Source organism: Lacticaseibacillus sp. 866-1 (assembly GCF_016861825.1).
In the GTDB taxonomy this organism is placed as follows: domain Bacteria; phylum Bacillota; class Bacilli; order Lactobacillales; family Lactobacillaceae; genus Lacticaseibacillus.
In genome coordinates, this window is sequence record NZ_BOLU01000024.1 from 12,730 (window position 1) to 37,949 (window position 25,220).

Here is a 25,220-nt window from a genome sequence, read left to right on the forward strand (position 1 = left end):
GAAAGGAATGATTACATGCAAGAAGAACGACGAGTGGTCAACGATTCTGGGATGACCAGATTCTTCAACAAGGTGTATTCCACCATGGGGCTGGGGCTGCTGGTGACGGCGGTGATATCGTATCTGCTCGGGACAGTCTTTCTCCCGCAGTACGTCGGCTTCATCAGTGCCCACCCGATCATGTTCTACGTGCTGATCTTTCTCCCATTCATTTTGTCGTTCGGGGTAAGCAGCCGGCGTGCACAGGCCAATTCGGCATACGCTAGCCTGATGTTCTACCTGATCTCGGCGAGCTACGGCGTCACCTTCACGGTTATTTTGATGTCGTATCGGCAGTCGATCGTGGCGATCTCGTTTCTGACGACCGCCGTGATCTTCCTGACCATGTCCATTGTCGGGCGGACGACCCAGAAAGATCTGAGCCGCGCGGGGTCGATGGCGTTCACTGCGCTGATCGGCGTGATCGTGCTGAGCTTGATCAACATGTTCTTGGGGTCGACCGGCCTGATGTACCTGATCAGTTACGCGATTTTGATCATCTTCATCGTGATGACGGCGTTTGATACGCAAAAGCTCAAGCAGATTTATCTGACCGCGGACAGCCGCGGCGGCTACACAATCAACACCAACAGCCTGGCGGTTCAGGGTGCGTTGGCACTGTACCTGGATTTCCTGAACATTTTCCTGGTCCTGCTGCAGTTGTTCGGTGGGAGTTCAAACAGAAACTAAGGTGCGCAGGCTTGGCGGTTTTAGCCCGACAGCTAGCCTAGCCTAACGCATTGCCGCTGCTTTTGGCGGCGAGGCGTTAGGCGTAGCTAGCTGCTCGGGCGTTGATCAGCCTGTACGAGCAAAGCGAGTTACAGGGTGACATGCGTTAGCTGCCAAGCCGGAGCCCGATTTAAACCAAGGTGCGCAGTTCAACGGTTTTGGGTCGACAGCTAGCCTAGCTTGGGCTTTTGCCTGCAGAGCGGGTGAAGGGCTAAGCGTAGCTAGATACTCGACCGTTGTTGACCGGAGCCCGATTGAGAACAAAGCCTTGCCTTCATGGTAAGGCTTTTTGTCTGCCAAAAAATCCCAGAGCGGGTCTGCTATAATAAAGACCAGAACAGGAGGCAGCTATGGCACAAGAAAAATTACTGCTGATCGACGGCAGCTCGCTCGCGTTTCGGGCGTTTTACGCGATGTACACGCAGATGGACCGGTTTACTAACAAGGACGGACTTCACACCAATGCGGTGATGACCTTTAACAACATGCTCGACAACGTCATGGATGAGTTCAAGCCGCAGCACGTGCTGGTCGCGTTCGACAAAAGCGGTGGAACTTTCCGTACCAAGATGTTCGATGACTACAAGGGCCAGCGGCAAAAGGCGCCATCAGAGTTCATCGAGCAGCTGCCATACATCAATGAGCTGCTGGAGGACCACGGCATTCGTCACTACGCCCTGCAGGACTACGAGGCCGATGACATCATCGGGACGCTGGCCCGCGAGGCCGAGGCCCGCGGCTGGCACACCGACATCATCACCGGCGACCGCGATCTGACGCAGCTGGCGACCGACAATGTTACGGTTCAGGTGACGCGCAAGGGGGTCGGTGAACTGGAGCCGTTCACGCCGGCGCACATTGAAGACACCATGGGCCTGAAGCCCAAGCAGATCATCGACCTCAAGGGCCTGATGGGCGACACGTCTGACAACTATCCAGGCGTCACCAAGGTCGGCGAGAAAACCGCGCTCAAGCTGCTCCACCAGTTCGGCTCAATCGATAACCTGTACAAGAACATCGATGACCTGAAGCCAAGCAAAATGAAGGAGAACCTGATCAATGACCACGACCAGGCCATCATGAGCCAAACTTTGGCGACCATCGATCAAGATGCCCCCATCGAAATTGGCCTGGATGACCTTGCCTACAAGGGGCCGGACATTGAAAAGCTCCGCGACCTGTACACGCGCCTCGATATGCGCCAGGCGCTGAAAAAGCTGCCCGGGGATGCCGCTGAGGAGCCAAAGAAAAACCTGCATTACGTCGTGCTGACCGACGCGAATTTGGATCAGCTGCCCAAAACTAATCTGCCGGTGGCGTTTGAAATTGAAATGCTTGACGACAACTATCATGTGTCGCCGCAGATTGGCTTTTTCATCGGCACAAAAGACGAAACTTTTGTCTCGGCTGATGTGACGCTGCTGACGCTCAAGCCGCTGTCAAGCTGGCTGGCGAGCCACGAGCTGGCGGTGTTCGACGCCAAGCGCAACCTGGTGGCGGCCAACCGGCTGGACCTCAAGCTGCCTAAAATCGGGTTCGACGTCCTGCTGGCGTCTTATTTGCTGAACCCGGATCAAAACAGCAACGACTTCGGCCAAATCGCCGAGGACCACGATTACACGCTGCCGCTGGACGCAGATGTATATGGCAAAGGGGCCAAACGCCAGGTGCCCGAAGACGCCAAGCTGTTCACGCACTTTGCGGAAAAGGCCCAGGCCATTTTGACGCTGCGGCCGCACCTGCTGAAGGACCTCGACGACCAGGATCAGACTAAGCTGTTTGCTGATATGGAAATGCCGCTGGCCAAGGTGCTGGCGCGCATGGAAATCGCCGGCATCGTGCTGGATCAGCCCAAGCTCACCGAAATGGGCGACCAGTGGACGAGCACCATGCATGTTCTCGAGGAAAAGATTTACGGTGAGGCCGGGCTCAAGTTCAACCTGAATTCGCCCAAGCAGCTGGGCGAGGTGCTGTTTGAAAAACTCAACCTGCCAGTGATCAAAAAAACCAAGACCGGGTATTCGACCTCGGTCGATGTGCTGGAACAACTGAAATCCGCCAGCCCAATCGTTCAGGACATTCTGGACTACCGCACCGTGGCCAAGCTGCAGTCGACTTATGTGGCCGGCTTGCTCAAGGCCGTGCTGCCTGATGGGAAGATCCACACTCGCTATCTGCAGACGCTGACAGCGACGGGCCGCCTGTCTTCTGTTGACCCGAACATGCAAAATATTCCGGCCCGCGATGAAGGCAAGCAGGTGCGCCAGGCCTTTGTGCCGAGCCAGCCAGGCTGGCAGATTTTCTCGTCCGATTATTCGCAAATCGAATTGCGCGTGTTGGCGCACATTTCCGGTGACAAGAATATGCAAGAGGCCTTCAAAGAGGACCGCGACATTCACGCCAACACGGCGATGAAGATTTTTGACCTGGATTCGCCGGATCAGGTCACCCCGGACATGCGCCGGCAGGCCAAGGCCACCAACTTCGGGATCGTTTACGGCATCTCCGATTTTGGGCTGGCCAAGAACATCGGCATCACGCGCCCGCAAGCCAAGGCCTTCATCGACGGCTACTTCGCCCAGTACCCGCAGGTCCACGATTACATGGACAAGATGGTTGCCACTGCACGCGAAAAAGGCTACGTCGAAACGCTGTTTCACCGCCGCCGCTATCTGAACGACATCCACTCACGCAACTTCAACCTGCGCCAGTTTGCCGAGCGCACCGCGATGAACACGCCGATTCAAGGCAGTGCGGCCGACATCATCAAGGTCGCGATGATCCGTATGCAGCAAATGCTTGATGAGCATCACCTGCAGTCGCGCATGCTGCTGCAGGTCCACGATGAACTGATTTTTGAGGGGCCCGCTGAGGAAATGGCCCAACTCGCCGCCCTGGTGCCTAAGGTGATGGATTCGGCAGTGGCGCTGGACGTGCCGCTGAAGGTGGAAAGCCACTACGGCAACACCTGGTTTGATGCCAAATAAACAGATGAGGAAGGCCCGGTCTAATGCCAGAACTACCAGAAGTTGAAAATGTGCGCCTCGGCCTGACGGGGTTGATCGTCGGCAAAACGGTCCAAAAGGTGACGACCGACTGGGAGAAAATCCTGATCGGCGGCGTTTTTCACTTTAATCAAGTGCTGAAAGGCGCGACCATTGACCAGATTGACCGGCGGGGCAAATACCTGCTGATCCGCTTTGACAACGCCGTGACCTTGGTGTCGCACCTGCGTATGGAAGGCAAGTACCAGCTGGCGCTCAGGCAGGATGATCCGGCCCCACGGTTTTGGCACGTTGCCTTGACCTTCACGGATGGATCGCAGCTCCGGTACTTGGACATGCGCAAGTTTGGCCGCATGCAGCTGGTGAAGACCGGCAGCGAAGGAACCGTGGTGCCAGGCCTGGCCAAAATGGGCCCGGAGCCGACACTGGAAACGTTTGACGCCGCTGCATTTTACCAGACGATTCACAAGCGCAAGGCGCCGATCAAGTCGGTGATTTTGGACCAAACTGTGGTGGCCGGGGTCGGCAATATCTACGCCGACGAAAGCCTGTGGCTCAGCCAGCTGCACCCGGCCCAGCCGGCTTCGACTATCACCAAAAAAGAAGCCCGGCTGCTGCATGATAACATTATCGCCGAGCTGCAAAAGGCGATCCGGCTTGGCGGCACCAGCGTTCACTCGTTTGTGGACGCGACTGGAAAGCGCGGGGCGATGCAGGATGAGTTGCACGTTTACGACCGTGAAGGGACGCCTTGCGATCGGTGCGGCACGACGATCGTCAAAATCAAAGTGGGCCAGCGGGGCACACACTTTTGTTCCCACTGTCAGAAACTGAGGAAGCGCAAGGTAAGATGACGTATGTTTTAGGATTGACCGGCGGGATTGCCACCGGTAAAAGTACCGTGGCAGGCGAGTTTCGCCGGCACGGGTGTCCGGTCGTGGATGCCGACGAGGTCGCGCGCGAAATTGTCGAGCCTGGCCGCCCGGCGCTACGCAAAATCGAAGCGGCGTTTGGCCCCGGTGTGATCCGGTCTGACGGGTCGCTCGACCGCAAGGCACTGGGCGACATTGTATTCAACGACGCCGCAAAGCTTGCCCAGCTGAATGCCATCGACCATCCGTACCTGCGGGCCGCCATTGAAGACGCGCTGGCCGCGGCCAAGGCGACTGCGGCCAAGGTGGTGGTGGGGGAGATCCCGCTGCTGTACGAAACGCATTACGAAGACAGTTTTGACGGGGTGGCCGTGGTGACGCTGCCGCCGAACATGCAGCTTGAGCGGCTGATGGCCCGCGACGGGCTGACTCAGGCGCAAGCCCAGGCGCGCATCCAGGCGCAGCTGCCGCTTAGCGAGAAGATTCAGCGTGCGGACTTTTTGATCGATAACTCGCAAGGGCCGGCAGTGCGCAAGCAGCAGGTCGAGGAGCTGTTGGCCCACTTGAGCCGGTGATTGTTAAATTGCCCCGTGGTATAATGTAGTATCAAAATGAAGAAGGTGTGCCTGTGCTCTGCCCACATTGTCATCATAATAGTTCGCGGGTCGTCGATTCTCGGCCCACAGACGGCGGCCGTGCGATTCGCCGGCGCCGGGAATGCGAGAACTGCGGCTTTCGCTTCACCACCTTTGAGCGGGTCGAGCAGACGCCGCTTTTGGTGATCAAGAAGAACGGCACGCGCGAGGAATTCAGCCGCGAGAAGATTCTCAAGGGCCTGATCCGCGCGGCTGAAAAGCGGCCGGTCACCATGGAACAGATGCAGAAAATCGTCGAAAATGTCGAAAACAAGCTGCGCGCGATTGGCGAAAACGAGGTTTCGAGCCAGCAGATTGGCGAGTTTGTGATGAAGCAGCTGGCCGAAGTTGACGACGTGGCATACATTCGCTTTGCCTCAGTCTACCGGCAGTTCAAAGACATGTCCGTGTTCATGCAGGAACTGCAGGACATGATGAAGCGCGAAAAGGATCAAGGAAAGTAAACCAACCGGCGTGGGGCGACCGACGCCACTTTTTTGAGTAAAGGAGGGATCAGCGTGACCAAACCCAGCAGCTACATGGCACAGGACGATTTCATCGTGGTTCAGGCAACTTACTTTAGCGACCTCGATCAAGACGTCGCCGTGCACCTTTACCAGCCGCTGATTGGCCCCGTCGCGCTCGCCCTTTACCTCAGCCTCTGGAACGATTCCCGGCGCCAGCCTGGCGCGGCCGACCGCCGCAAGCAAACAGCTTTGATGGACCTGCTCGGCGTGGATCTAGATACGCTGTACGCGGCGCGCGTGCGACTGGAAGCGCTGGGCCTGATGAAGACCTACACCTCGACCGACGCCGGCGGCCGCTATTGGGCCTATGAGCTGTACCGGCCGGTTGCGGCGGATCGCTTTTTCCAGGACGACACGCTGAGCTTGCTGCTGTTCGACCGGGTCGGGGAAGTGCGGTTCACTCAGCTGGCCAACCGGTATACGATTCACACCGTTAGGGCCCAGACCTGGCGCGACGTGTCGGCGAACTTGCTGGACGTGTTCCAGCTGACGTCGGTGGCGCCAAATGCGGCGACCAAGGAGGCCAAGCGGCAGGTGGCGGAAAAGCCACTGCCGGCGGTCTCCTTGAGCGACGGAGCCAGCTACGACTGGGAGCTGCTTGAAGCGCTCACCACCAAAAGTGGGCTGCGAGGCGGCCAAATTGGGCAACATCGCGCCGCTTTGGCCCAGCTGGCCACCTTTTACGGGCTGACGCCGCCGGTGTTTGCGCGCTTCATACAGCAGGCGACCAACCGGGCGACCGGCGAGCTAAGCCTGCGCGCGTTGCGCCAAATCGTGGAGCAAGCCTACCAGAAGCAGGCGCCTCACCTGGCGCCAAAGGGCAGTGCCCAGCCGGCTCAAGCGGCACCGGCGGCCGCAGCAAGCCCGGCGCTTTCCACCAGCGAGCAGGCGCTGATCCAGCAAGCCAAAAGCACGCCGCCGCGCGAGTTTTTGGAGGCCGCTAAGCACCGCAAGAACGCGCAGCTGTTCGTCGCCTCTAATGAGCTGCAGGCGGTGCGCAAACTGGCTTCGCGGAATGTCTTCGACAACGCGACCATTAATATCTTGATCGACTACATTCTGCAGAATTACGACAGCGTCAATCAGGCACTGCTGGACGCGATTGCCAACCGCTGGCTGGCGGCCGGCGTCGACAGCCCCGAGCGGGCGCTGCAGGAAATCAAGGACTATCAGCAAAAGCAAAGTCAACCGCGCAAGCGCAAGACGCAGCCGGCGCGCCAAGAGGCCAAGCCAGACTGGTTAGATAAGCCGTATCAGGCCAGCAGCGCTGCGGCAGATCCGGCGGAGACGGCCGCAATCGAAGCCAAACTGGCCAAACTGCGCGCCATGAGAAAGGATGACAGCGATGAAACCCATGAAGGATGAACTAGCCAAGATCATGGACCAGCGGCAAATGACCGCGGAATACCGCAAGATGATGCAAGACGCTGTCGCCGACCCTGACGTGCAAGCCTTTTTGAAGGCCAATCAGCGCCAGTTGGCCCCTGATGCAGTCAGCCGCAGCGCGGCCAAGATTTACGAGTTCGTCACGGCCCGTGATCGGCTGGCGGCCGGGGACCCGTTGATCGCGCCGGGCTACCAGCCGCAGTTAGTCGCCTCCAATGGGTTGATCGATATCACTTACACGGCCACGCCGGAGAAGGTGGCGCAGGACGCCCAAGCGGCCCAGGCGCGCCTGATCACCGCTTTGAACATGCCCAAAGCGATTAAGTCGGCAAGCCTTGAGACTTACGATCCCAGCGACCGCAGCGCGGCGCTGTCGTCCGCGCTCGACTTCACCATGGGAATGGCCGAGGCGCCGGACCAATTTCACAAGGGTCTGTACCTGACTGGGCCGTTCGGCGTCGGTAAAACTTACCTGCTGGGCGCCATCGCGAACGACTTGGCCAAACAGGGCATCGCCTCGACCATGCTGCATTACCCGACCTTTGCGGTGGAAATGAAAGGCGCCATTGCGGACAACTCCGTGCTGGCCAAAACCGACCGCATCAAGAAGGCCAAGGTGCTGATGATCGACGATATCGGGGCCGAAGCCTGGAGCGCCTGGGTCCGCGATGAGGTGCTCGGCGTGATTTTGCAGTACCGGATGCAGGAAGAACTCCCAACCTTGTTTACATCGAACAAAAATATGCAGGAGCTGACGGCGTTTCTGTCTGGCAGCGAAACCGGCAAGGCCGACGAGCCGGTCAAGGCGCAGCGCATCATGGAGCGCGTGCGCTTCTTGGCCAAGGAAATCACGGTCGGCGGGCCAGACCGCCGCAACGCCTGACAAACAGGGCGCACACTAGTGCACCATTCGTGAACTTTTTACCGAGTAAGCCTTGCACCGCGCCAGGGGCTGTGGTTTAATCTAAGTATCAAAGACGGAAGCAAAAAGGAAGTCCCATCCAGAGAGTTCTGGCAGAGCTGAAAGCCAGGCATCGACGTCCGCACCACTTTCCGAGACTGGCCTTCGGGCCCCCGCAGCGCAGGTTACGCGCAACGAGTGGAAAGCAGTGCTTTCAAATCGGGTGGAACCGCGAGCAAAATCGTCCCGAGTGTCAATTGACACTCGAGGCGATTTTTTTGTTTTTCGTCACAAAAGGAGAATGGCTATGTCAATCAAGATCACGTTACCAGATAACAGCATCAAAGAATTTGACGCCGGCGTTTCGACGCTGGACGTTGCTAAAAGCATTGCCAACAGCCTAGCCAAAAAGGCCGTAGCCGGCAAGTACAACGATCAGCTGATTGGGCTGAACGATGCGCTGAAGGCTGATGGCAGCCTGGAAATCATCACCAAGGACTCCGCTGAAGGGCTTAACGTGCTGCGCCAGACTGGTGCGTTTGTGCTGGCTGCGGCCATCAAGGCACTGCACCCAGAAGTGCGCTTGGGCGAAGGCGAGGCCGCAGATGACGGCTTCTACTACGATACCGACCGTGAAGACGGCCAGCTGACCGTCGACCAGCTGCCGGCGATCGACGCGAAGATGAAGGAAATCATCAAGGCCAATGCGCCAATTGAAAAAATCAGCATGAGCAAGGCCGACGCGAAAAAGGCCTTTGCCGACGAACCGTACAAGGTGCAGCTGATCGATGCCATCAAGGGCGATGAAGTCAACGGCTTCAAGCTCGGCGACTTCTGCGACTTTGAGGAAAGCGTGCTGCTGCCCAACCTGAAGGACCTCAAGCACTTCAAGCTGCTGTCGGTTGCTGGGGCGTACTGGCAGGGCAAGTCGTCCAACCCGATGCTGCAGCGGATCTACGCGACGGCCTACTACAAGGAAGCCGACCTGGAAGCAGACGGCAAGCGCCGTCAGGAAGCCAAGGAGCGCGACCACCGCGTGATTGGCCGCGACCTGGATCTGTTCTTCGTGGATCCTAAGGTCGGTGCCGGCCTGCCGTACTGGATGCCAAAAGGCGCCACTATTCGCCGCATCATCGAGCGCTACATCATCGACAAGGAAATCGCCGATGGTTACGAACACGTCTACACCCCAGTTTTGATGAACGTGGATGCGTATAAGACCTCCGGCCACTGGGATCACTACCGCGATGACATGTTCCCACCGATGGACATGGGCGACGGCGAAATGCTGGAGCTGCGGCCAATGAACTGCCCGAGCCACATCCAGATTTTCAAGCACCACATTCGCTCATACCGTGAGCTGCCGTTGCGCATCGCCGAACTGGGCATGATGCACCGCTACGAAAAGTCCGGGGCATTGTCTGGCCTTCAGCGGGTCCGGGAAATGACCCTGAACGATGGCCACACCTTTGTCGCTTTGGATCAGGTCCAAGACGAGTTCAAGAAGATCCTGAAGCTGATCATGGCCGTTTACGAAGACTTCAACATCTCCGATTACACCTTCCGGCTGTCGTACCGCGATCCTAAGAACACCGAGAAGTACTTCGATGATAACGAAATGTGGACCCGCAGCCAGAGCATGCTGAAGGGCGCCATGGACGACCTGGGCCTTGACTACTACGAGGCTGAAGGCGAAGCCGCCTTCTACGGCCCGAAGCTCGACATCCAGACCAAGACGGCCCTGGGCAACGAGGAAACCATGTCGACCATTCAGCTGGACTTCATGCTCCCAGAGCGCTTTGACCTGAGCTACGTCGGCGCCGATGGTGAAAACCACCGCCCAGTCATGATCCACCGCGGCATTGTCGGCACGATGGAGCGATTCATTGCCTACCTGACGGAAATCTACAAAGGGGCGTTCCCAACCTGGTTGGCCCCAACCCAGGTCGAACTGATCCCAGTTTCGCTGGATCAGCACCTCGAGTACGCCAAGCTGCTGAAGGATAAGATGGTCAAGGCCGGCCTGCGCGTCGACCTGGACAGCCGCAACGAGCAGATGGGCTACAAGATTCGTGAAGCTCAGACCCAGAAGATTCCTTACACGGTCGTGGTCGGGGACAAGGAAGTTAACGCTGCCGCCGTGTCGGTTCGCCGCTATGGTGAGTCCGACGGCGAGGAGATGCCGGCCAACTTGTTCATTGAATCGGTCGAAGCCGAGATCAAGAACTACAGTCGCGACGGGAAGCACAAGCGCGGCGAAGGCCAGGCTAACCTTGACAAGTAACTGAAGCGTTTGGGGAAAAAGGGGCGTGCCCTTTTCTTTTGGACCCGGCCCCCTGTTGAAAATTTGGACCCGGCCCCCTGTTGAAAAGCTTGACGCGCCGGGTGCGGGCGTGTATGATTAGAAAGTTGAGAAAAAGCAGAAGTTCCCGCTTCTCACCCACGCCACTGGCCTCTAGGTAAATGATCGGTAGATAATCGACGGCGGGCGCACACTGCGCTCGCCGTTTTTTGCTTTTCTCGAAATTAATTCGGAGGTGAATTGCCATAGCACGAGATATGATGGTCAACGATGGGATCCGCGCCCGCGAAGTCCGCTTGATCGACCAACATGGTGAACAACTTGGCGTCAAGAGCACGAGCGAGGCGATGGAACTTGCATCGACGGCAAACCTGGACCTAGTTCTGGTTTCGCCGACTGCCAAGCCGCCAGTTGCCCGCATCATGGATTTCGGCAAGTTCCGGTTCGAGCTGCAGAAGAAGCAGCGCGAAGCACGCAAGAAGCAAAAAACCATCAGCATCAAAGAAATTCGGTTGAGCCCGACGATCGGCGAAGCTGATTTCAACACTCGTCTGAAGAACGCGCAGAAGTTCCTGGAAAAAGGGGACAAGGTCAAGGTTTCTGTGCGGTTCCGAGGGCGGGCAATCACCCATAAGGACTTGGGTCGAAAAGTCCTGGAACAAATGGCCGAAGCGTTGAAAGACGTCGCGAACGTGGAGGTTCGTCCCAAGATGGACGGCCGCTTCATGTTCCTGATGCTCACCCCAAAGCCAGATCAGAAGAATCAGTAATTGATTCTTCAACATACGTATTAGGAGGAAAATCGTCATGCCAAAATTCAAGACACACCGCGCTTCTGCTAAGCGCTTCAAGAAAACTGCTAGTGGCGCTTTGAAGCGGGGCCACGCGTACACCAGTCACCGGTTCCACGGTAAGACTAAGAAGCAGCGTCGTCAGCTGCGCAAGTCAGGTTTGGTATCCCACTCAGATATGAAGCGGATCCGCCAGATGATGAGTCAGATGAAGTAATTGTGCTTGCGGCCGCATGCGGTCCTTGCACTTATCGTTTTCGCTTGATTTTTGAGGAGGAATTAACATGGCACGTGTAAAAGGTGGAACAGTTACTCGTAAGCGTCGTAAAAAGATCCTGAAGCTCGCCAAGGGCTACCGTGGGTCAAAGCACCTGCTGTTCAAGGCAGCAAGTGCGCAGGTCATGGTTTCGTACCGGTACGCTTTCCGCGACCGCCGCGCAACCAAGCGCAACTATCGCTCCCTGTGGATTGCCCGGATCAACGCTGCGGCGCGGATCAACGACATTTCCTACAGCAAGCTGATGCACGGCTTGAAGGTTGCAAAGGTCGACATGAACCGCAAGATGCTTGCGGACATCGCCGTTTCCGATCCTGACGGCTTCGCTGCCTTGGCAGCAACCGCCAAGAAGGCTTTGGCATAACATCCATAATCAATCGGTCCGCACCCGGACCGATTTTTTTGTGCCAGTGATTGAAAGCGTTTACTAATGGTGCTAGACTAAATAACGAATGAACGATTGTGACAAATCAAATCGTGCAATTCATAATCTAATCCAGAGGTGAGCAACATGGCAGAGCCATTTGTGACAAGCAGTGCAGAACAACCCCTCGACGTGATCAACGTGTTTGACCTGGAGGAGGCGGCAAAAGAAGTGATCCCCCAGGGCGCGTATGGCTACATCTCAAGCGGGGCCCAGGACCTTTACACCATCCGGGAGAATATTAAGGCGTTCAACCACAAACTGGTGGCGCCGCGCGTGCTGCAGGACATTTCGTTTCCCGCCGACATGCACGTCGACTTCATGGGCCATCGCCTGACCAGCCCGCTGATCATGGCGCCGGTGGCCGCCCACAAACTGGCCAACACCCAAGGGGAGGTCGCCACTGCCCGGGGCGTGGCCAAGCACGGGACTATTTTTACGATTTCGTCGTTTGCCAGTGAGACGTACGAGGCGCAGGCCGCAGTGCGTAACGGTCAGCCGCAGTGGTTCCAGCTGTACCAAAGCAAAGACGACAAGGCGACGAAGCAGATGCTCGATGTGGCCAAGCAAAATGGGGCCGAGGTGATCGTGCTGACCGCGGATGCGACCGTTGGCGGCTACCGCGAGGCGGACAAGCGCAACCACTTCACGTTCCCAGTCGGCCTGCCAATCGTGCCTTACGAAGACGGCCAGGACCGGACAATGGACGCCGTTTACAAATCGGCCAAGCAGGCCCTTTCGCCGCAAGACATTGCGTTCATTAAGGATTACTCCGGGCTACCCGTCTACGTTAAAGGGGTGCAAACCGCAGCCGATGCCGAAGTCGCGATCCGCGCCGGCGCCGACGGTATTTGGGTCTCTAACCACGGCGGCCGGCAGCTGGACGGCGGCGTGGCGTCGTTCGATGCGCTGCAAGTGGTGGCCAAACAGGTGGCTCACCGCGTCCCAATCGTCTTTGACTCTGGAGTGCGCCGCGGGATGCATGTGTTCAAGGCGCTGGCGTCCGGCGCCGACTTGGTCGCCATCGGCCGGCCGGTGATTTACGGCCTGGCGCTTGGCGGCAGCCAAGGCGTTGAGGCGGTGTTCGAGGAGCTTGAAAACGAGCTGCTGATTGCGATGCAGCTGACTGGCACGCACGACATCGGCGAAATCAAACGCACGCAGTTGATTGACAACCGCTACGCCGATTGAGTCAAGTCATTTTTGCCATCAAAATAGGCCAGCGGATGTGCTGGCCATAAGGGACCCTTGCGACTGCGACGCCGTGAGGGTTTTGTTATTCTGCAGGATTCTTCATGACGACGAGTTTGCCCGCCGGGTGGTGGCTTTCAAGCAGTCGGTGGCCTTCCTGCACGCCGGCCAGGGAAAACGGCAGCTGCTTAGCAATGCGCACCGAAAGACCGCCGGCTTCCGCCAGGGCCGCAAGTTGTGGGAAGACTGTTTCAGGCTTTTCTTGCGGCCCATCGCCGAGCTGCACCAGGTCGAGGCACTTGCCGCCGGTTGCCGGCTTGGCGTAGGCAGTGGTCAGCAGGGTGCCGCCCGGGCGGGTGATCAATGCGCCTGCGCCGTGGTCAAAGCCGCCGCTGATTGCATTGACGGTTGCGTCGGCCTGGTTCGCAAACTTTTCGGCCACGTCTTCGATGTCGTACGCCCCAATGGCGTCAGCCCCCAGCTGCTTGAGGTACTCGGCATTGCGCGCGCTGGCGGTGGCAATCACGTGCAGGTGCTGCGCCTTGGCCAGCTGCACCACCATGGCGCCCACCCCGCCGCTGGCGCCTTCGACCGCCAGCATTTGGCCGGGAGCCAAGGCGAGCGTCTGCAGAACGGTCGCCGCGGCGATGCTGACCTGTGGCAGGCCCGCTGCCTCGGCGAGACTGAGCCCCGCAGGCTTTTTCATGACCTTGCCGACGCTTGCGACCACAAATTCGCTGTAGCCGCCGATGGGCCGGTAATTGATCACGATATCGTTGACGGTAAAGTCAGCCACGCCGGCGCCGACCGCGCTCACGCGGCCTACCACGTCGGTGCCGGGAACGATTGGCCACTTCAGCTTGCGATAGGCCGCCTGCTCGCCGCGGCGCAGGGAAACGTCGTAGGGATTGAGGCCAAAGCCCAGGACCTGGATCTGCACCTGGCCAGGTTTCGGCTCCGGCACAGGCGCCTGGATAGCGGTAAAAACCGCCGGCTCGCCGTAATGATCAAAACCAAACCGAATCAAAGCGATTCCTCCTTGAGTCGCCCGGACTGTGCCAGCCAGCGCTTGGCGGCTTGCAGTTCGGACAGGTTGAGATTGTGCTGCTCGTCATGGGAAAAAGTGGTCAGCTCACCGCCTGCAGTTTGAATCTGCGCCTGAAGCGTCGCAAATTCTGCTTGGGAGACAATGGGGTCATGAGTGCCATACGATGCCCAAACCAAGGTCCGGGGCGAGAGCTTCGGATGGTCCAGCGGCCCGAGCGGTTTGGCATGAAACAGCAAGACGGTACGGTACGGCAACGGCCGGCTCATCATGGCCCGGATGGCGAGGTTGCCGCCATTGGAGTAACCGGCGACGATCATCCGCGAAGCAAAGAGCTGATACTTGCGGGTTAAAGCGGCGGCCGTGTTCAGTAGCCAGGTTGTTTCAGTGTCCAGGTTGGCGAAGTCGATCGTGCCATCCGGCAAGTGCCGGAAGTAGCGGGTTTCGCCTTGCTCAATCTCACGGCCGCGAATGGCCAGCCGTGGGGCGTCTGGCGCGATGAATTGGCCAATCGGCAGCAGGTCGCGCTCCGTGCCGCCGTTGCCGTGCAGCAAGAGCAGCGGCGACAAGGTGCGGTCCCCATCGATAAATTGATAATGCAGTGTCATGTTCTCCTCCAGATCTAGGTGCCAGCAGGCAAATTGCGGCTGCTTCAAAGCTAGCCTACGACTTTGCCGGGGCAAAAGCGACGAATTAGCCTTGACTTTGCGCGTCAAAGCGTGAATAATTCTTGGGGCTTCGGTCAAGTTTGCGCGCTTGCGGTACCGGCTCTTTCTGCGTGTTATAATGAAAAGAACTAGATTACAGAGGAGGCCGCTTGTGGCAGTGTTCGAACCGACTTGGCTGGTGAAGGCCATCTACAATTTAACGCCGGCGCAACTGAAACGGCAAGGCATCTCGGCGGTGCTGACTGATCTTGACAATACGCTGATCGCCTGGAATAACCCGGACGGTACCAAGCAGCTGCACGATTGGCTGCAGGAAATGAAGCAGGCTGGGATCACCGTGATGGTGGTGTCCAACAATAACCGGGCGCGAATCGGCCGCGCGCTGGCCAAGCTGGATCTACCTTTTGTGGCCAGAGCCATGAAGCCGCTGCCGCTGGGCATCAACCGCGCGGTGCGCCAGTTGGGGCTCGAAAAGCGCGCCGTAGTCATGGTGGGCGACCAGCTCATGACCGACATGGCAGCGGGTAACGCCGCCAAAGTGAGGACGGTGCTAGTGCAGCCGCTGGTGGAAACCGACGCCTGGAACACGCGGATCAACCGCTTTTTCGAAGGCTTCGTCCTGCATCGCATGAAGAAAAATAATCAGCTTAATTTTACGGAGGAATTGAATGACAAACACTGATGAGCCGCTGTATTGTATCGGCTGCGGGGCCCGCTTGCAAAGCACGGACCCCAAAGCGGCAGGCTTTCTGCCGGCAAGCTCACTTGACAAGGCCCGCGCAGGCGAAGAAGTTTACTGCCAGCGTTGTTTTCGGCTGCGTCACTACAATGAAGTCGCGCCGGTTGAACTGACCGACGACGATTTTTTGCGCCTGCTGAACGCCCTGGGTGAAAGCGACGCGCTGATTGTTAACGTGGTGGATATTTTTGACTTTAACGGCAGCGTGATCTCGGGGCTGCACCGCTTCGTCGGCGACAATCCGGTGATTCTGGTCGGCAACAAGGCGGACGTGCTGCCCAAGTCGATCAACCCGCGGAAGGTGACGAACTGGCTGACCCAGGCGGCCCACGCCCAGGGACTGCGGCCGGTGGCGACAGTGCTGACCTCGGCCAAAAAGGGCCACAACTTGGACGCACTGCTGGATTTGATCGAGCAGTACCGCGCGCACCGCGACGTGTACGTGGTCGGGGTGACCAACACCGGGAAGTCCACGCTGATCAATCGCATCATTAAAGATGAAAACGGCATGGCCGACCTGATCACCACCTCGCGCTTTCCCGGGACCACGCTGGACCGGATTCAGATTCCGCTGGACGACGGCCACTTTTTGATCGACACGCCAGGGATTATTCACCGCCGGCAGATGGCGCACTTCCTGAACCCCAAAGACCTGAAGCTGGTGTCACCAAGCAAGCCGATCCGGCCAACCGTCTATCAGCTGAACCCTGGCCAAACCGTCTTTTTCGCCGGGCTGGCTAGGTTTGATTACCTGCGCGGCCCGAAAGCCGGCTTCACGATTTACGCCGACAACCAGCTGCTGCTGCACCGCACTAAACTGGAAAACGCGGATGCTTTTTACGACAAGCATCGCGGGGACTTGCTGAGTCCGCCGCGCGCGGAAGATTTGGCTGATTTTCCCAAGCTGGTGCGCTTTGAGTTCACCCCCAAGGAGGAGTCGGACCTGGCGATTGCCGGGCTCGGCTGGGTCGTCGTGCCGGCAGGCGTCACGGTCGCCGGCTGGGCGCCAGACGGGGTCGATGTGTTGTTGCGGAAGGCTTTAATTTAGGAGAATACACATGCTTACTGGAAAACAGAAACGCTTTTTGCGCGGCCGGGCCAACCGGCTGCGGCCCATCGCCACGCTGGGCAAAAACGGGCTGTCCGACCAATTCGTCGACAGCGTCGCCAAGGCCTTGGAGGCGCGCGAGCTGGTCAAGGTCTCGCTGCTGCCCACCGCCGAGGAGACGCCCGATGAAGTCGGGGCTTTTCTGAGTCGGACGATCAGCGGCGCCCAGGTCGCTCAGACCATGGGCCGCACCGTCCTGCTTTACCGGCGGTCGACGCAAGAGGCGCACCGCAAGCTGTCGGTCGAAGTGGCCAAACTGGGGAAGTAAGCGCATGGGGATCACAAGCAAGACAACGACTTTGACGCAGCCAGTGATCACCGAGGAAGTGTCCGAGCAGATTCTCGGCCCGCGCCGCAAGCAGATCGGGATCCTTGGCGGCACGTTCAACCCGGTTCACATCGGCCATTTGATCATGGCCGAGGCAGTCGGCACGACGCTCGGTCTGCAAAAAGTCCTTTTCATGCCGGATAACCAGCCGCCACATGTCGACCACAAGGACGCCATTGACGTCGGCCAGCGGGTGACCATGTTGCAGGCCGCGATCCACGACAACCCGCTGTTTGACCTGGAGCTTTCGGAGGTCAAGCGCGGCGGCGTCAGCTACACCATCGACACCATGCGCGCGCTGAAAAAAGCCCACCCCGACACCGATTACTATTTCATCATTGGGGCAGACATGGTGGCGTACCTGCCGAAGTGGCGAGAGGTCGACCAGCTGGTCAAGCTGGTGCATTTTGTCGGCGTCAAGCGGCGCGGCTTCACCCCGGCATCGCCGTATCCCATCACCTGGGTCGACGCGCCGCTGATCGACGTGTCGTCCAGCGAGATCCGCACGCGGGTGCAAACCGGTCAGAGTATTCGCTACCTGGTCCCGGATTGCGTCCGCGCTTACATTGAGAAAGAGGGCTTGTACCGTGAGTGACTATGAATACCCGGCCAGCTTAACGCATGACCTGAACCGCGCCGAGCTGCTGAACCATCTGCAGAATCGGCTCGACGACGCCCGCTTTCAGCACTGCCTGCGCGTCGAGGAAACGGCGCGGACGCTGGCCGAGCGCTTTGGCGCCGACGTGGACCGGGCTGGTTTGGCCGGGTTGTTTCACGACTACGCCAAGCAAATCCCTGTAGCCGACTACAAGCGCGTGATTATGGAAGACGGGTTTGACCCGGACCTCTTGAATTACGGCCGCGGCGTGTGGCACGGGCTGGTTGGCACCTGGTTTATTCAAACCGAGGTCGGGCTGACCGACAAGCTGGTGCTTCAGGCCATTGAGCGGCACACCACCGGCGACCCTGAGATGACGCTGCTCGACCAGATCATCTTTGTCGCCGACTTCATTGAGCCGGCCCGGACGCTGGATGCTGAAGTGGCCGCGCGCAAGGCGGCGCAAACCGACATGCGTCAGGCCAGCTACATTGAGCTGAAAAACACCCTGCAGTACCTGATTGCAGAAGACAAGATCGTTTATCCGAAAACATTACTGACTTACAACGCATTTATTCCTAAGGAGGGATAGTTCTGGACTCGAAAGCATTGCTAGAAACCGCCGTTCGTGCGGCTGATGATAAGCGCGCCGAGGATATCGTGGCGCTGGACATGACCGAAGTTTCACTCTTGGCCGACTATTTTCTGATTGCTAGCGGCGGCACCACGCGCCAGGTGCAGGCAATCGTCGACGCCGTTGAGGAAAAGGTCAAGGCCGCTGGCGGCCCGGAGCCGCGCATCGAAGGCAACAAGGATTCCAAGTGGATCCTGATGGACTTCGGCGACGTGGTCGTGGACATCTTCACTCCGGAAGAGCGCGCCTTTTACAACCTGGAAAAGTTGTGGAACGAGGCGCCGATTGTTGATTTGAAGGACTGGGTCAAGGCATGATTTATTCGACCTTTGCCGAAGTCTACGACACCCTGATGGATGATTCGCTGTATTTGCAGTGGCGCGATTACGTGCTGAAGCGCGTGCAGCCGCAGGGCCAGCTGCTCCTGGAGCTGGCTGGCGGGTCAGGGAGCTTGGCGCTGCTGCTCAAGCAGGCCGGCTTTGACGTGGCCGTGTTTGATTTGTCCAGTGAAATGCTGGCTTTGGCAGAGGCCAAGGCCGAGGCGGCCAAGGTCGCGCTGCCGCTGATTCAAGGCGACATGCAGGACCTGTCGGCGCTGCCGCAGTGCGACATTGTGACCTGCTTTGATGATTCGATCTGCTACATGAAGGACCTGGCCAGTGTGCAGACGGTTTTCACCCAGGTGGCCGAAAGGCTTTCGGTCGGCGGAGACTTTTTCTTCGACGCGCACTCGCTTTACCAAATGGATGAGGTGTTCCCGGGGTACATGTACAATTATCAAACCGAGGATTACGCGTTCATGTGGCACAGCTACGAAGGCGACGAGCCGCATTCGGTCGAGCACGACCTGACCTTTTTTGTCTACGATGAAAAACTCGACGCCTACCACCCGATGATTGAAACGCACAAGGAGCGGACCTATCCGCTGGCGGACTTCAAGCAGGCGCTGACTAATGCCGGCTTCGACCACATTGAGGTCACAGCCGACTTTGGCAAGCAGGCGGTGGGGCTGCAGAGTACGCGCTGGTTCTTTCACGCAAAGAAGGGATAGTTATGAAGGCCGTTGGCATGATCGCCGAATTTAATCCGCTGCACAATGGCCATGTGTTTGCGCTACAGCAAGCGCGCCGGCTGAGCGGGGCAGAGGTGGTGGTGGCGCTTTTGGCCGGTAACTTTGTTCAGCGCGGCGAGCCGGCCGTCGTTGACAAGTGGGCCCGCGCCAAGGCGGCGTTGGCCTGCGGCGCCGACTTGGTCGTGGAGCTGCCCACCACCGATGCCGTGCAGGCGGCTGACGGGTTTGCGCAAGGTGCTTTGGCACTGCTATCGGCGCTGCAGGTGCGATCCCTTGCCTTTGGCACCGAGTCACCGGCGCTGGATTACGCAGCCCTGGCGGCACGCGTCGCCGAGACCCCGCCGCAGGCCAGCCTGTTTCAAGATCACACGCAGACCTACGCCACACAGCTGAATCAGTATTACCAGCAAACTGCCGGCGTGTCGCTTGACGCTCCGAATTTGCTGCTGGGGCTCAGCTACGCGCAGGCCAATCGGCAGCTTGACACGCCGCTGCGCCTGCTGCCGTTTGCGCGGCAGGGCGCTGCACACGATGAGGCCGGCCTCAAAGCCGGTGCCAGCGCCAGTGCGCTCAGGGCGGCTCTGGTTCAAGGTGAATCGGTCGCTGACCTGGTGCCGGCGGCGATGCAATCAGGATTGATGGCCTCCCGTCACCAAAGCTGGGATGACCTGTTTCCGCTGCTGCGCTACCGGCTGCAAACCGCCGACCTAACCGCCCTGCGCGACATCTACACGATGTCTGAAGGGCTGGAGTTTCGGCTGACCGAGCAGCTGGCAGGCGCCCAGGATTTTGCCGGGTTCCTGCACCAAATCAAGTCCAAGCGTTACACTTACGCGCGGATGCGGCGGTTGTGCCTGTACGTGGTGCTGAACTTGACGAAAGCAGTGATGGCCGACGCGCAGCAGCACCGTTTTCTGCACGTGCTTGGCTTCACCGAGGCCGGCCGGCAGTATCTACATCAGATCAAAAAAACCGTTGAACTGCCGCTGATCACCAAGGTGTCTGCGGCCATGCTGGCCCCGGGCGGGCTCATGCAGTGGCAGCACCGCTGCGATCAGCTGATCGAGACCTTGAACGGCACCGCCCAGAATTACGGCCGCGTGCCGGTGATGCGAAAGGAGAATGACGCATGCTAAAATGGACACTCAGTGAGCTGGCCAAATATCGTAAAACGCCGCTGCATTTTCAGGAGACATTGGACCTGAAGCAGCACTTGGTCACCCGCGATCCCGAGATCCAAGATGTAACGCCAATCATGGTTGATGGGTACATCAGCTTCGACGATGGGGACTTGCTGGCGTCGGTGACGCTGCAGGGGTCAATGGTGATCCCGTCCACGCGCAGCCTGAAGCCGGTCGACTGGCCGCTGAATTTTACGTTTAGCGAGATCTACGTCACCGACCCGGCGCACGAGGAGAAGTACGAGGAAGACCAGCTGGTGCTGGATTTGGACGGTGACACGCTCGACATTCAGGCGGCAATCGAGGATCACATTTTGCTGTCGATTCCGATGCAGGTGCTGACCCCAGAAGAGGCCCAGGCCGGGGAAATGCCTGAGGGCGAAGACTGGACCGTGATGGGCGAGGACGATTACGCCCAAACCAAGGAAGCGGACGAGCAGCCCAATCCCGCTTTTGAAAAATTGAAAGGCTTGTTCCCGGATGACGAGGACAAGCATTAACCGTGGGTCCGGCTTTAATTGCCGGGCCATTTTTGCTAGTATTAACCTGTATTGATTTGCGATATAAATAAGCGGCGGGGCGACTCGTTCGTTTGGGAGGTAAAAACATGGAAACACCAACAATTGGCGTCATCGGCATGGCCGTGATGGGCAAGAACCTGGCCCTGAACATCGAAAGTCGCGGCTACACGGTCGCCATTTACAACCGGACTGGGTCGAAAACGAAGAAAGTCGTTGAGGACCACCCGGAAAAGAAACTGGTGCCCAGCTACACCGTGGAAGACTTTGTGAATTCCCTGGAAAAGCCGCGCCGGATCATCATGATGGTCAAGGCCGGTGCCGGGACTGACGCCGTGATCGCCGAGCTGCTGCCGCTGCTTGATAAGGGCGACGTGCTGATCGATGGGGGCAACACCTTCTTCGAAGATACCATGCGCCGCAGTGCTGAACTCGACAAGTCCGGGATCAACTTCATCGGCATGGGGGTTTCCGGCGGTGAGCTGGGCGCCTTGCGCGGCCCATCCCTGATGCCAGGTGGCCAAAAAGAGGCTTACGACCTGGTTGCACCAATTCTCGAGCAAATCGCAGCCAAGGCGGACGAAGACGGCAAGCCTTGCGTGACCTACATTGGGCCAAACGGTGCCGGCCACTACGTCAAGATGGTTCACAACGGTATCGAGTATGGCGACATGGAACTGATTGCCGAATCCTACAACGTCATGCGCAACATGCTTGGGATGTCCGTTGATGAAATCGCCGGCGTCTTCAAAAAGTGGAGCGAAGGCGAGCTGTCTTCCTACCTGATCGACATCACCGCGGACATTTTGACCCGCAAGGATGATCTGGGCTCCGGCAAGCCGATCGTTGACGTGATTCTCGACGCTGCCGGCAACAAGGGGACGGGTAAGTGGTCCTCTCAAAGCGCCGCAGAGCTGGGCGTGCCGCAAAGTGTCATCACCGAGTCCCTTTACGCGCGTTACATCAGTGCGATGAAGGACGAGCGGGTCGCGGCCAGCAAGGTCCTGCCAAAGCCGGTCGGCAACGTGAAGTTTGAAAACCGCGAGGAGACCATCGAGTTGATCCGCAAGGCGCTGTACTTCTCCAAGCTGATGAGCTATGCGCAGGGCTTCGAGCAGATGCGCGTAGCCTCCGAGCACTACAACTGGAATCTGCAGTACGGCGAACTGGCACAGATCTGGCGCGCCGGCTGCATCATTCGTGCGAAGTTCCTGCAAAATATCACCGATGCCTTCACCAAGCAGCCTGATCTGAAGAACCTGCTTTTGGACGACTACTTCAAGGACATCGCCAAGAACTATCAGGAATCTGTCCGCGACTTGGTTGGCTTTGCCACTAAGGCCGGCGTGCCGGTACCTGGGTTCATGGCCGCGATCTCTTACTACGATTCCTATCGCAGTGAGGTCCTGCCAGCCAACATCATTCAGGCGCAGCGCGATTACTTTGGCGCGCACACCTACCAGCGGACCGACCGCGAGGGCATCTTCCATTACTCATGGTATACAGAACAATAAGTTTCGCCTAACCCTGTTGATCGTCAACAGGGTTTTCTTGTGGCTTGCTTTTTGGAATAGACCAAAGCTGGTTTAGATATTTATAATTTAATATTGTCAGACGTGGTATAGCCCAATGAGAACGCTCACGCCATTCACCGGTTTCCGGCTTATCTTAATGTTAAAACCTTATGTGATAGTTTTTCATGTGCCGATATGCTACAATCACAGCATAGAAAATGAAATGAGAAAATTGGCGATGTTGGTCGAGCCAGATGAGAATCTGCTTGGTCAGCGCGGATCGATTAAGGAGCAGAATAATGAGCCGGATTTTAATTATTGAAGATGAGAAAAACCTCGCGCGCTTTGTTGAGTTGGAACTGAAGCACGAAGGGTACGAGACCGCCGTGCACTTCAACGGGCGCACCGGCCTGGAAGCGGCGCTCAACGAAGACTGGGACGCGATCCTGCTGGACTTGATGCTGCCTGAGCTGAATGGCCTGGAAGTCTGCCGGCGCGTGCGCCAGGTCAAGAATACCCCGATCATCATGATGACCGCCCGCGACTCCGTGATTGACCGCGTTTCCGGCCTTGACCACGGCGCCGATGATTACATTGTCAAGCCGTTTGCCATCGAGGAACTGCTGGCTCGGTTGCGCGCGCTGCTGCGCCGGATCTCCATTGAAGGCGAGCACAACGCGGCCAAGCAGACGACCATCACGTACCGCGATTTGACGATTGAAAAAGAAAATCGAGTCGTGCGCCGCGGCGATGATATCATCGAGCTGACCAAGCGCGAATACGAGCTGTTGCTGACGTTGATGGAGAACATTAACGTGGTGCTGGCGCGCGACGTCCTGCTTTCCAAGGTCTGGGGCTACAACTCAGACGTTGAGACCAACGTGGTCGACGTGTATGTCCGTTACATTCGCAACAAGATTGATCGGCCAGGCGAGCCGAGCTACATTCAGACGGTTCGGGGCACCGGCTACGTGATGCGGTCGTAATGTCTGAACCTGAGTCAACAAAAACAAAACGGCGGCTGCCCCTTGGGTTCAAGTGGACAGCCGTTGTTGCAGCCGGCATTTTCTCCACCTTCATTGTGCTGTCCCTGATCCTGGTCGCCTTGATGCGTCAGGTGCTGATCAGCCAGGAACAAGGTGAGGTGAAAGAGACCCTGAGTGCCGTCGAACAGCGACTGGCCCCAGCCGCAAAGAATTTGACGACCACCACGGTCCTGCCGCGCATTGAAGCTGATAACCAGATCACCCCGCCGGCCGGCGGTGGCAGCGGCGATCCGCAGACCAGTGTCTACAACGACTCGGTTGTGCAGAAAATCGCGCGTGACGACATGTCGCTGGCAGTTTACGATCGCGACGGCCACAAGCTGTACACCTCACGGGACAGCGATGAGCCGCTTTCTCGTGTGTCGAGCAGCGTGGTTAAAATGGCCAGCAATGGTCGCTTTAAGGGGATGATCGCGCGCGCACCGATCACCTCCAGCCAAAACGGCAGGCGGATTGGCTACGTTCAGATCACCGACCACATGACGGCGTTTTATGCGACGATGCAGCGTATTTGGGAGCTGGTGGCAGCTCTGGCTGCGGCCGCGCTTCTGGTGTCCATGGCGCTGGGCTTTTTCCTCGCGTCACGCTTTCTCAAGCCGATTCGCTCGATTACCAAAACTATTGACCAAATCAACGAGGAGCCTCAAAGCAGCGCCCGTATCCCGTCGCTGCACCGCAATGACGAGTTGTCTGATCTGGTGGACGAATTCAATGACATGCTGGATCGCATTCAGCGCTTCATTGACCAGCAAGGCGAGTTCACACAGGACGTCTCACACGAGCTGCGCACGCCAGTTGCCGTGCTTGAGGGTCACTTGCAGCTGCTGAACCGCTGGGGCAAGGATGATCCCGAAGTCCTCAACGAATCACTGGCGGCGAGCCTGCAGGAAGTGCAGCGCATGAAGAGCCTGATTCAGGAAATGCTGGAGCTGACCCGCGCGGATTCGGTCGATGTGCAGTTCCCGAACGCGACGGCGGACATCAGTGAGGTGATTGCGCAGGTGGTCAACGACATGCGCATGATCCATCCCGATTTTGCCATCACGCTGGACAACGACCTGGAAGGGCCAGTTTACGTGCGGATGTACCGCAACCACTTGGAGCAGATTCTGATCATCTTGCTGGACAATGGGGTCAAGTACTCCACCAAGCGCAAGGAACTTCATGTCTCCGCGGCGCTGGACTCGGATGGGGTCGCCTTGGCGGTCCAGGACTTCGGCGAAGGCATTGCCCCGAAAGACCGCGAGCGTGTTTTCAACCGCTTCTACCGGGTCGACAAGGCCCGCAGCCGCGAAAAAGGCGGCAACGGCTTAGGACTTTCCATTGCCCAGCAGCTGATTGAAAACTACCATGGGACCATTTCCGTGGATTCGGCGCTGGGTTCTGGCTCGGTGTTCCGCATTCAGCTTCCGACCATCACGGCGGAAGAGGCGAAGCGGCTGCAGGCGCAAGAGGCCGCGCGGACCCCTGACGCAGCCAGCACAGATATGCATAGTCAACTTTAAGCGCGATCACGGTTTCATTCTGTCGTCATGACTCGGTCATGGCGGCTTTTTATATGAAACAGAACTTGATTTTGAGTACACCAAATACACCTACTCGAAATCTCAAAAAAATACAGGTATACTAGCTTTGCTAGCTAGCCTATATGCTTTGCGGCCAACGTAATCTCGATACGTTGGCTTTTTTT

At 58.0% G+C, this 25,220-nt stretch carries 26 protein-coding genes; 24 read left to right on the top strand and 2 right to left on the bottom strand.

Going from position 1 to position 25,220, the window contains the following annotated elements; all coding sequences use genetic code 11:
- Window positions 1-15: 15 nt before the first annotated feature.
- From JUE30_RS08290 to JUE30_RS08345, 12 genes are all read left to right on the top strand, one after another.
- Window positions 16-729 (top strand): Bax inhibitor-1/YccA family protein, encoded by a 714-nt coding sequence (locus JUE30_RS08290; protein ID WP_125755393.1) that lies wholly within the window; start codon window positions 16-18, stop codon window positions 727-729.
- 389 nt (window positions 730-1,118) lie between these two features.
- Complete coding sequence (gene polA, locus JUE30_RS08295) at window positions 1,119-3,755, top strand: DNA polymerase I (RefSeq protein WP_203624449.1); 2,637 nt, start codon at window positions 1,119-1,121, stop codon at window positions 3,753-3,755.
- 23 nt (window positions 3,756-3,778) lie between these two features.
- Entirely contained in the window at window positions 3,779-4,627 is an 849-nt protein-coding gene (mutM, locus tag JUE30_RS08300) for a bifunctional DNA-formamidopyrimidine glycosylase/DNA-(apurinic or apyrimidinic site) lyase (RefSeq protein ID WP_203624450.1), read from the top strand.
- Window positions 4,624-5,220 (top strand): dephospho-CoA kinase, encoded by a 597-nt coding sequence (coaE, locus tag JUE30_RS08305; protein WP_203624451.1) that lies wholly within the window; start codon window positions 4,624-4,626, stop codon window positions 5,218-5,220. The genes mutM and coaE overlap by 4 nt, the downstream gene beginning before the upstream one ends.
- Before the next feature lie 53 nt (window positions 5,221-5,273).
- Window positions 5,274-5,744 carry a transcriptional regulator NrdR gene (nrdR, locus tag JUE30_RS08310; protein ID WP_125755401.1) on the top strand — a complete coding sequence of 157 codons (471 nt, stop codon included), beginning with the start codon at window positions 5,274-5,276 and terminating at the stop codon, window positions 5,742-5,744.
- 54 nt (window positions 5,745-5,798) lie between these two features.
- The gene (locus JUE30_RS08315; protein WP_203624452.1) at window positions 5,799-7,172 is read left to right on the top strand and encodes a replication initiation and membrane attachment family protein; all 1,374 of its coding nucleotides are present in this window, start codon (window positions 5,799-5,801) and stop codon (window positions 7,170-7,172) included.
- Window positions 7,153-8,076: a primosomal protein DnaI gene (gene dnaI, locus JUE30_RS08320; protein ID WP_203624453.1), complete on the top strand. Its 924-nt coding sequence runs from the start codon at window positions 7,153-7,155 to the stop codon at window positions 8,074-8,076. Before JUE30_RS08315 ends, dnaI begins: the two co-directional genes overlap by 20 nt.
- Window positions 8,077-8,401: 325 nt before the next feature.
- Window positions 8,402-10,378, top strand: coding sequence for a threonine--tRNA ligase (thrS, locus tag JUE30_RS08325; protein WP_203624454.1), 1,977 nt, complete (start codon window positions 8,402-8,404; stop codon window positions 10,376-10,378).
- Between the two features lie 257 nt (window positions 10,379-10,635).
- Window positions 10,636-11,166: a translation initiation factor IF-3 gene (infC, locus tag JUE30_RS08330; RefSeq protein WP_203624468.1), complete on the top strand. Its 531-nt coding sequence runs from the start codon at window positions 10,636-10,638 to the stop codon at window positions 11,164-11,166.
- A gap of 37 nt (window positions 11,167-11,203) precedes the next feature.
- Window positions 11,204-11,404, top strand: a complete 201-nt coding sequence (gene rpmI / locus JUE30_RS08335; protein ID WP_054665996.1) for a 50S ribosomal protein L35 — start codon at window positions 11,204-11,206, stop codon at window positions 11,402-11,404.
- 67 nt (window positions 11,405-11,471) lie between these two features.
- Window positions 11,472-11,828 carry a 50S ribosomal protein L20 gene (rplT, locus tag JUE30_RS08340; RefSeq protein ID WP_125755409.1) on the top strand — a complete coding sequence of 119 codons (357 nt, stop codon included), beginning with the start codon at window positions 11,472-11,474 and terminating at the stop codon, window positions 11,826-11,828.
- 147 nt (window positions 11,829-11,975) lie between these two features.
- Window positions 11,976-13,079: an alpha-hydroxy-acid oxidizing protein gene (locus tag JUE30_RS08345; protein ID WP_203624455.1), complete on the top strand. Its 1,104-nt coding sequence runs from the start codon at window positions 11,976-11,978 to the stop codon at window positions 13,077-13,079.
- An 85-nt stretch (window positions 13,080-13,164) separates the two neighbouring features.
- Here JUE30_RS08345 and JUE30_RS08350 read toward each other — a convergent pair whose 3' ends face one another.
- Window positions 13,165-14,106, bottom strand: coding sequence for an NADP-dependent oxidoreductase (locus JUE30_RS08350; RefSeq protein ID WP_203624456.1), 942 nt, complete (start codon window positions 14,104-14,106; stop codon window positions 13,165-13,167).
- Complete coding sequence (locus JUE30_RS08355; protein ID WP_203624457.1) at window positions 14,103-14,732, bottom strand: alpha/beta hydrolase; 630 nt, start codon at window positions 14,730-14,732, stop codon at window positions 14,103-14,105. The genes JUE30_RS08350 and JUE30_RS08355 overlap by 4 nt, the downstream gene beginning before the upstream one ends.
- Window positions 14,733-14,943: 211 nt before the next feature.
- On the opposite strand from JUE30_RS08355, the gene JUE30_RS08360 reads away from it, so the two are divergent.
- From JUE30_RS08360 to JUE30_RS08415, 12 genes are all read left to right on the top strand, one after another.
- Window positions 14,944-15,474 carry a YqeG family HAD IIIA-type phosphatase gene (locus JUE30_RS08360; RefSeq protein ID WP_191988012.1) on the top strand — a complete coding sequence of 177 codons (531 nt, stop codon included), beginning with the start codon at window positions 14,944-14,946 and terminating at the stop codon, window positions 15,472-15,474.
- Window positions 15,461-16,579, top strand: a complete 1,119-nt coding sequence (yqeH, locus tag JUE30_RS08365; protein ID WP_203624458.1) for a ribosome biogenesis GTPase YqeH — start codon at window positions 15,461-15,463, stop codon at window positions 16,577-16,579. Before JUE30_RS08360 ends, yqeH begins: the two co-directional genes overlap by 14 nt.
- 10 nt (window positions 16,580-16,589) lie before the next feature.
- On the top strand, window positions 16,590-16,907 hold the full coding sequence (gene yhbY, locus JUE30_RS08370; RefSeq protein WP_203624459.1) for a ribosome assembly RNA-binding protein YhbY: 318 nt from the start codon (window positions 16,590-16,592) through the stop codon (window positions 16,905-16,907).
- A 4-nt stretch (window positions 16,908-16,911) separates the two neighbouring features.
- Window positions 16,912-17,562 carry a nicotinate-nucleotide adenylyltransferase gene (locus JUE30_RS08375; RefSeq protein ID WP_203624460.1) on the top strand — a complete coding sequence of 217 codons (651 nt, stop codon included), beginning with the start codon at window positions 16,912-16,914 and terminating at the stop codon, window positions 17,560-17,562.
- Window positions 17,555-18,157: a bis(5'-nucleosyl)-tetraphosphatase (symmetrical) YqeK gene (gene yqeK / locus JUE30_RS08380; RefSeq protein WP_203624461.1), complete on the top strand. Its 603-nt coding sequence runs from the start codon at window positions 17,555-17,557 to the stop codon at window positions 18,155-18,157. The genes JUE30_RS08375 and yqeK overlap by 8 nt, the downstream gene beginning before the upstream one ends.
- The gene (rsfS, locus tag JUE30_RS08385) at window positions 18,154-18,516 is read left to right on the top strand and encodes a ribosome silencing factor (protein WP_225419351.1); all 363 of its coding nucleotides are present in this window, start codon (window positions 18,154-18,156) and stop codon (window positions 18,514-18,516) included. The genes yqeK and rsfS overlap by 4 nt, the downstream gene beginning before the upstream one ends.
- Window positions 18,513-19,250, top strand: coding sequence for a class I SAM-dependent methyltransferase (locus JUE30_RS08390; protein ID WP_203624462.1), 738 nt, complete (start codon window positions 18,513-18,515; stop codon window positions 19,248-19,250). Before rsfS ends, JUE30_RS08390 begins: the two co-directional genes overlap by 4 nt.
- A gap of 2 nt (window positions 19,251-19,252) precedes the next feature.
- Window positions 19,253-20,407 carry a nucleotidyltransferase gene (locus tag JUE30_RS08395; protein WP_203624463.1) on the top strand — a complete coding sequence of 385 codons (1,155 nt, stop codon included), beginning with the start codon at window positions 19,253-19,255 and terminating at the stop codon, window positions 20,405-20,407.
- Complete coding sequence (locus JUE30_RS08400) at window positions 20,401-20,952, top strand: DUF177 domain-containing protein (protein ID WP_203624464.1); 552 nt, start codon at window positions 20,401-20,403, stop codon at window positions 20,950-20,952. Before JUE30_RS08395 ends, JUE30_RS08400 begins: the two co-directional genes overlap by 7 nt.
- Window positions 20,953-21,059: 107 nt before the next feature.
- Window positions 21,060-22,484 (top strand): NADP-dependent phosphogluconate dehydrogenase, encoded by a 1,425-nt coding sequence (gene gndA, locus JUE30_RS08405; RefSeq protein ID WP_203624465.1) that lies wholly within the window; start codon window positions 21,060-21,062, stop codon window positions 22,482-22,484.
- A 299-nt stretch (window positions 22,485-22,783) separates the two neighbouring features.
- The gene (locus tag JUE30_RS08410) at window positions 22,784-23,470 is read left to right on the top strand and encodes a response regulator transcription factor (protein ID WP_054664417.1); all 687 of its coding nucleotides are present in this window, start codon (window positions 22,784-22,786) and stop codon (window positions 23,468-23,470) included.
- Entirely contained in the window at window positions 23,470-25,035 is a 1,566-nt protein-coding gene (locus JUE30_RS08415; protein ID WP_203624466.1) for a HAMP domain-containing histidine kinase, read from the top strand. Before JUE30_RS08410 ends, JUE30_RS08415 begins: the two co-directional genes overlap by 1 nt.
- Window positions 25,036-25,220 lie beyond the last annotated feature (185 nt).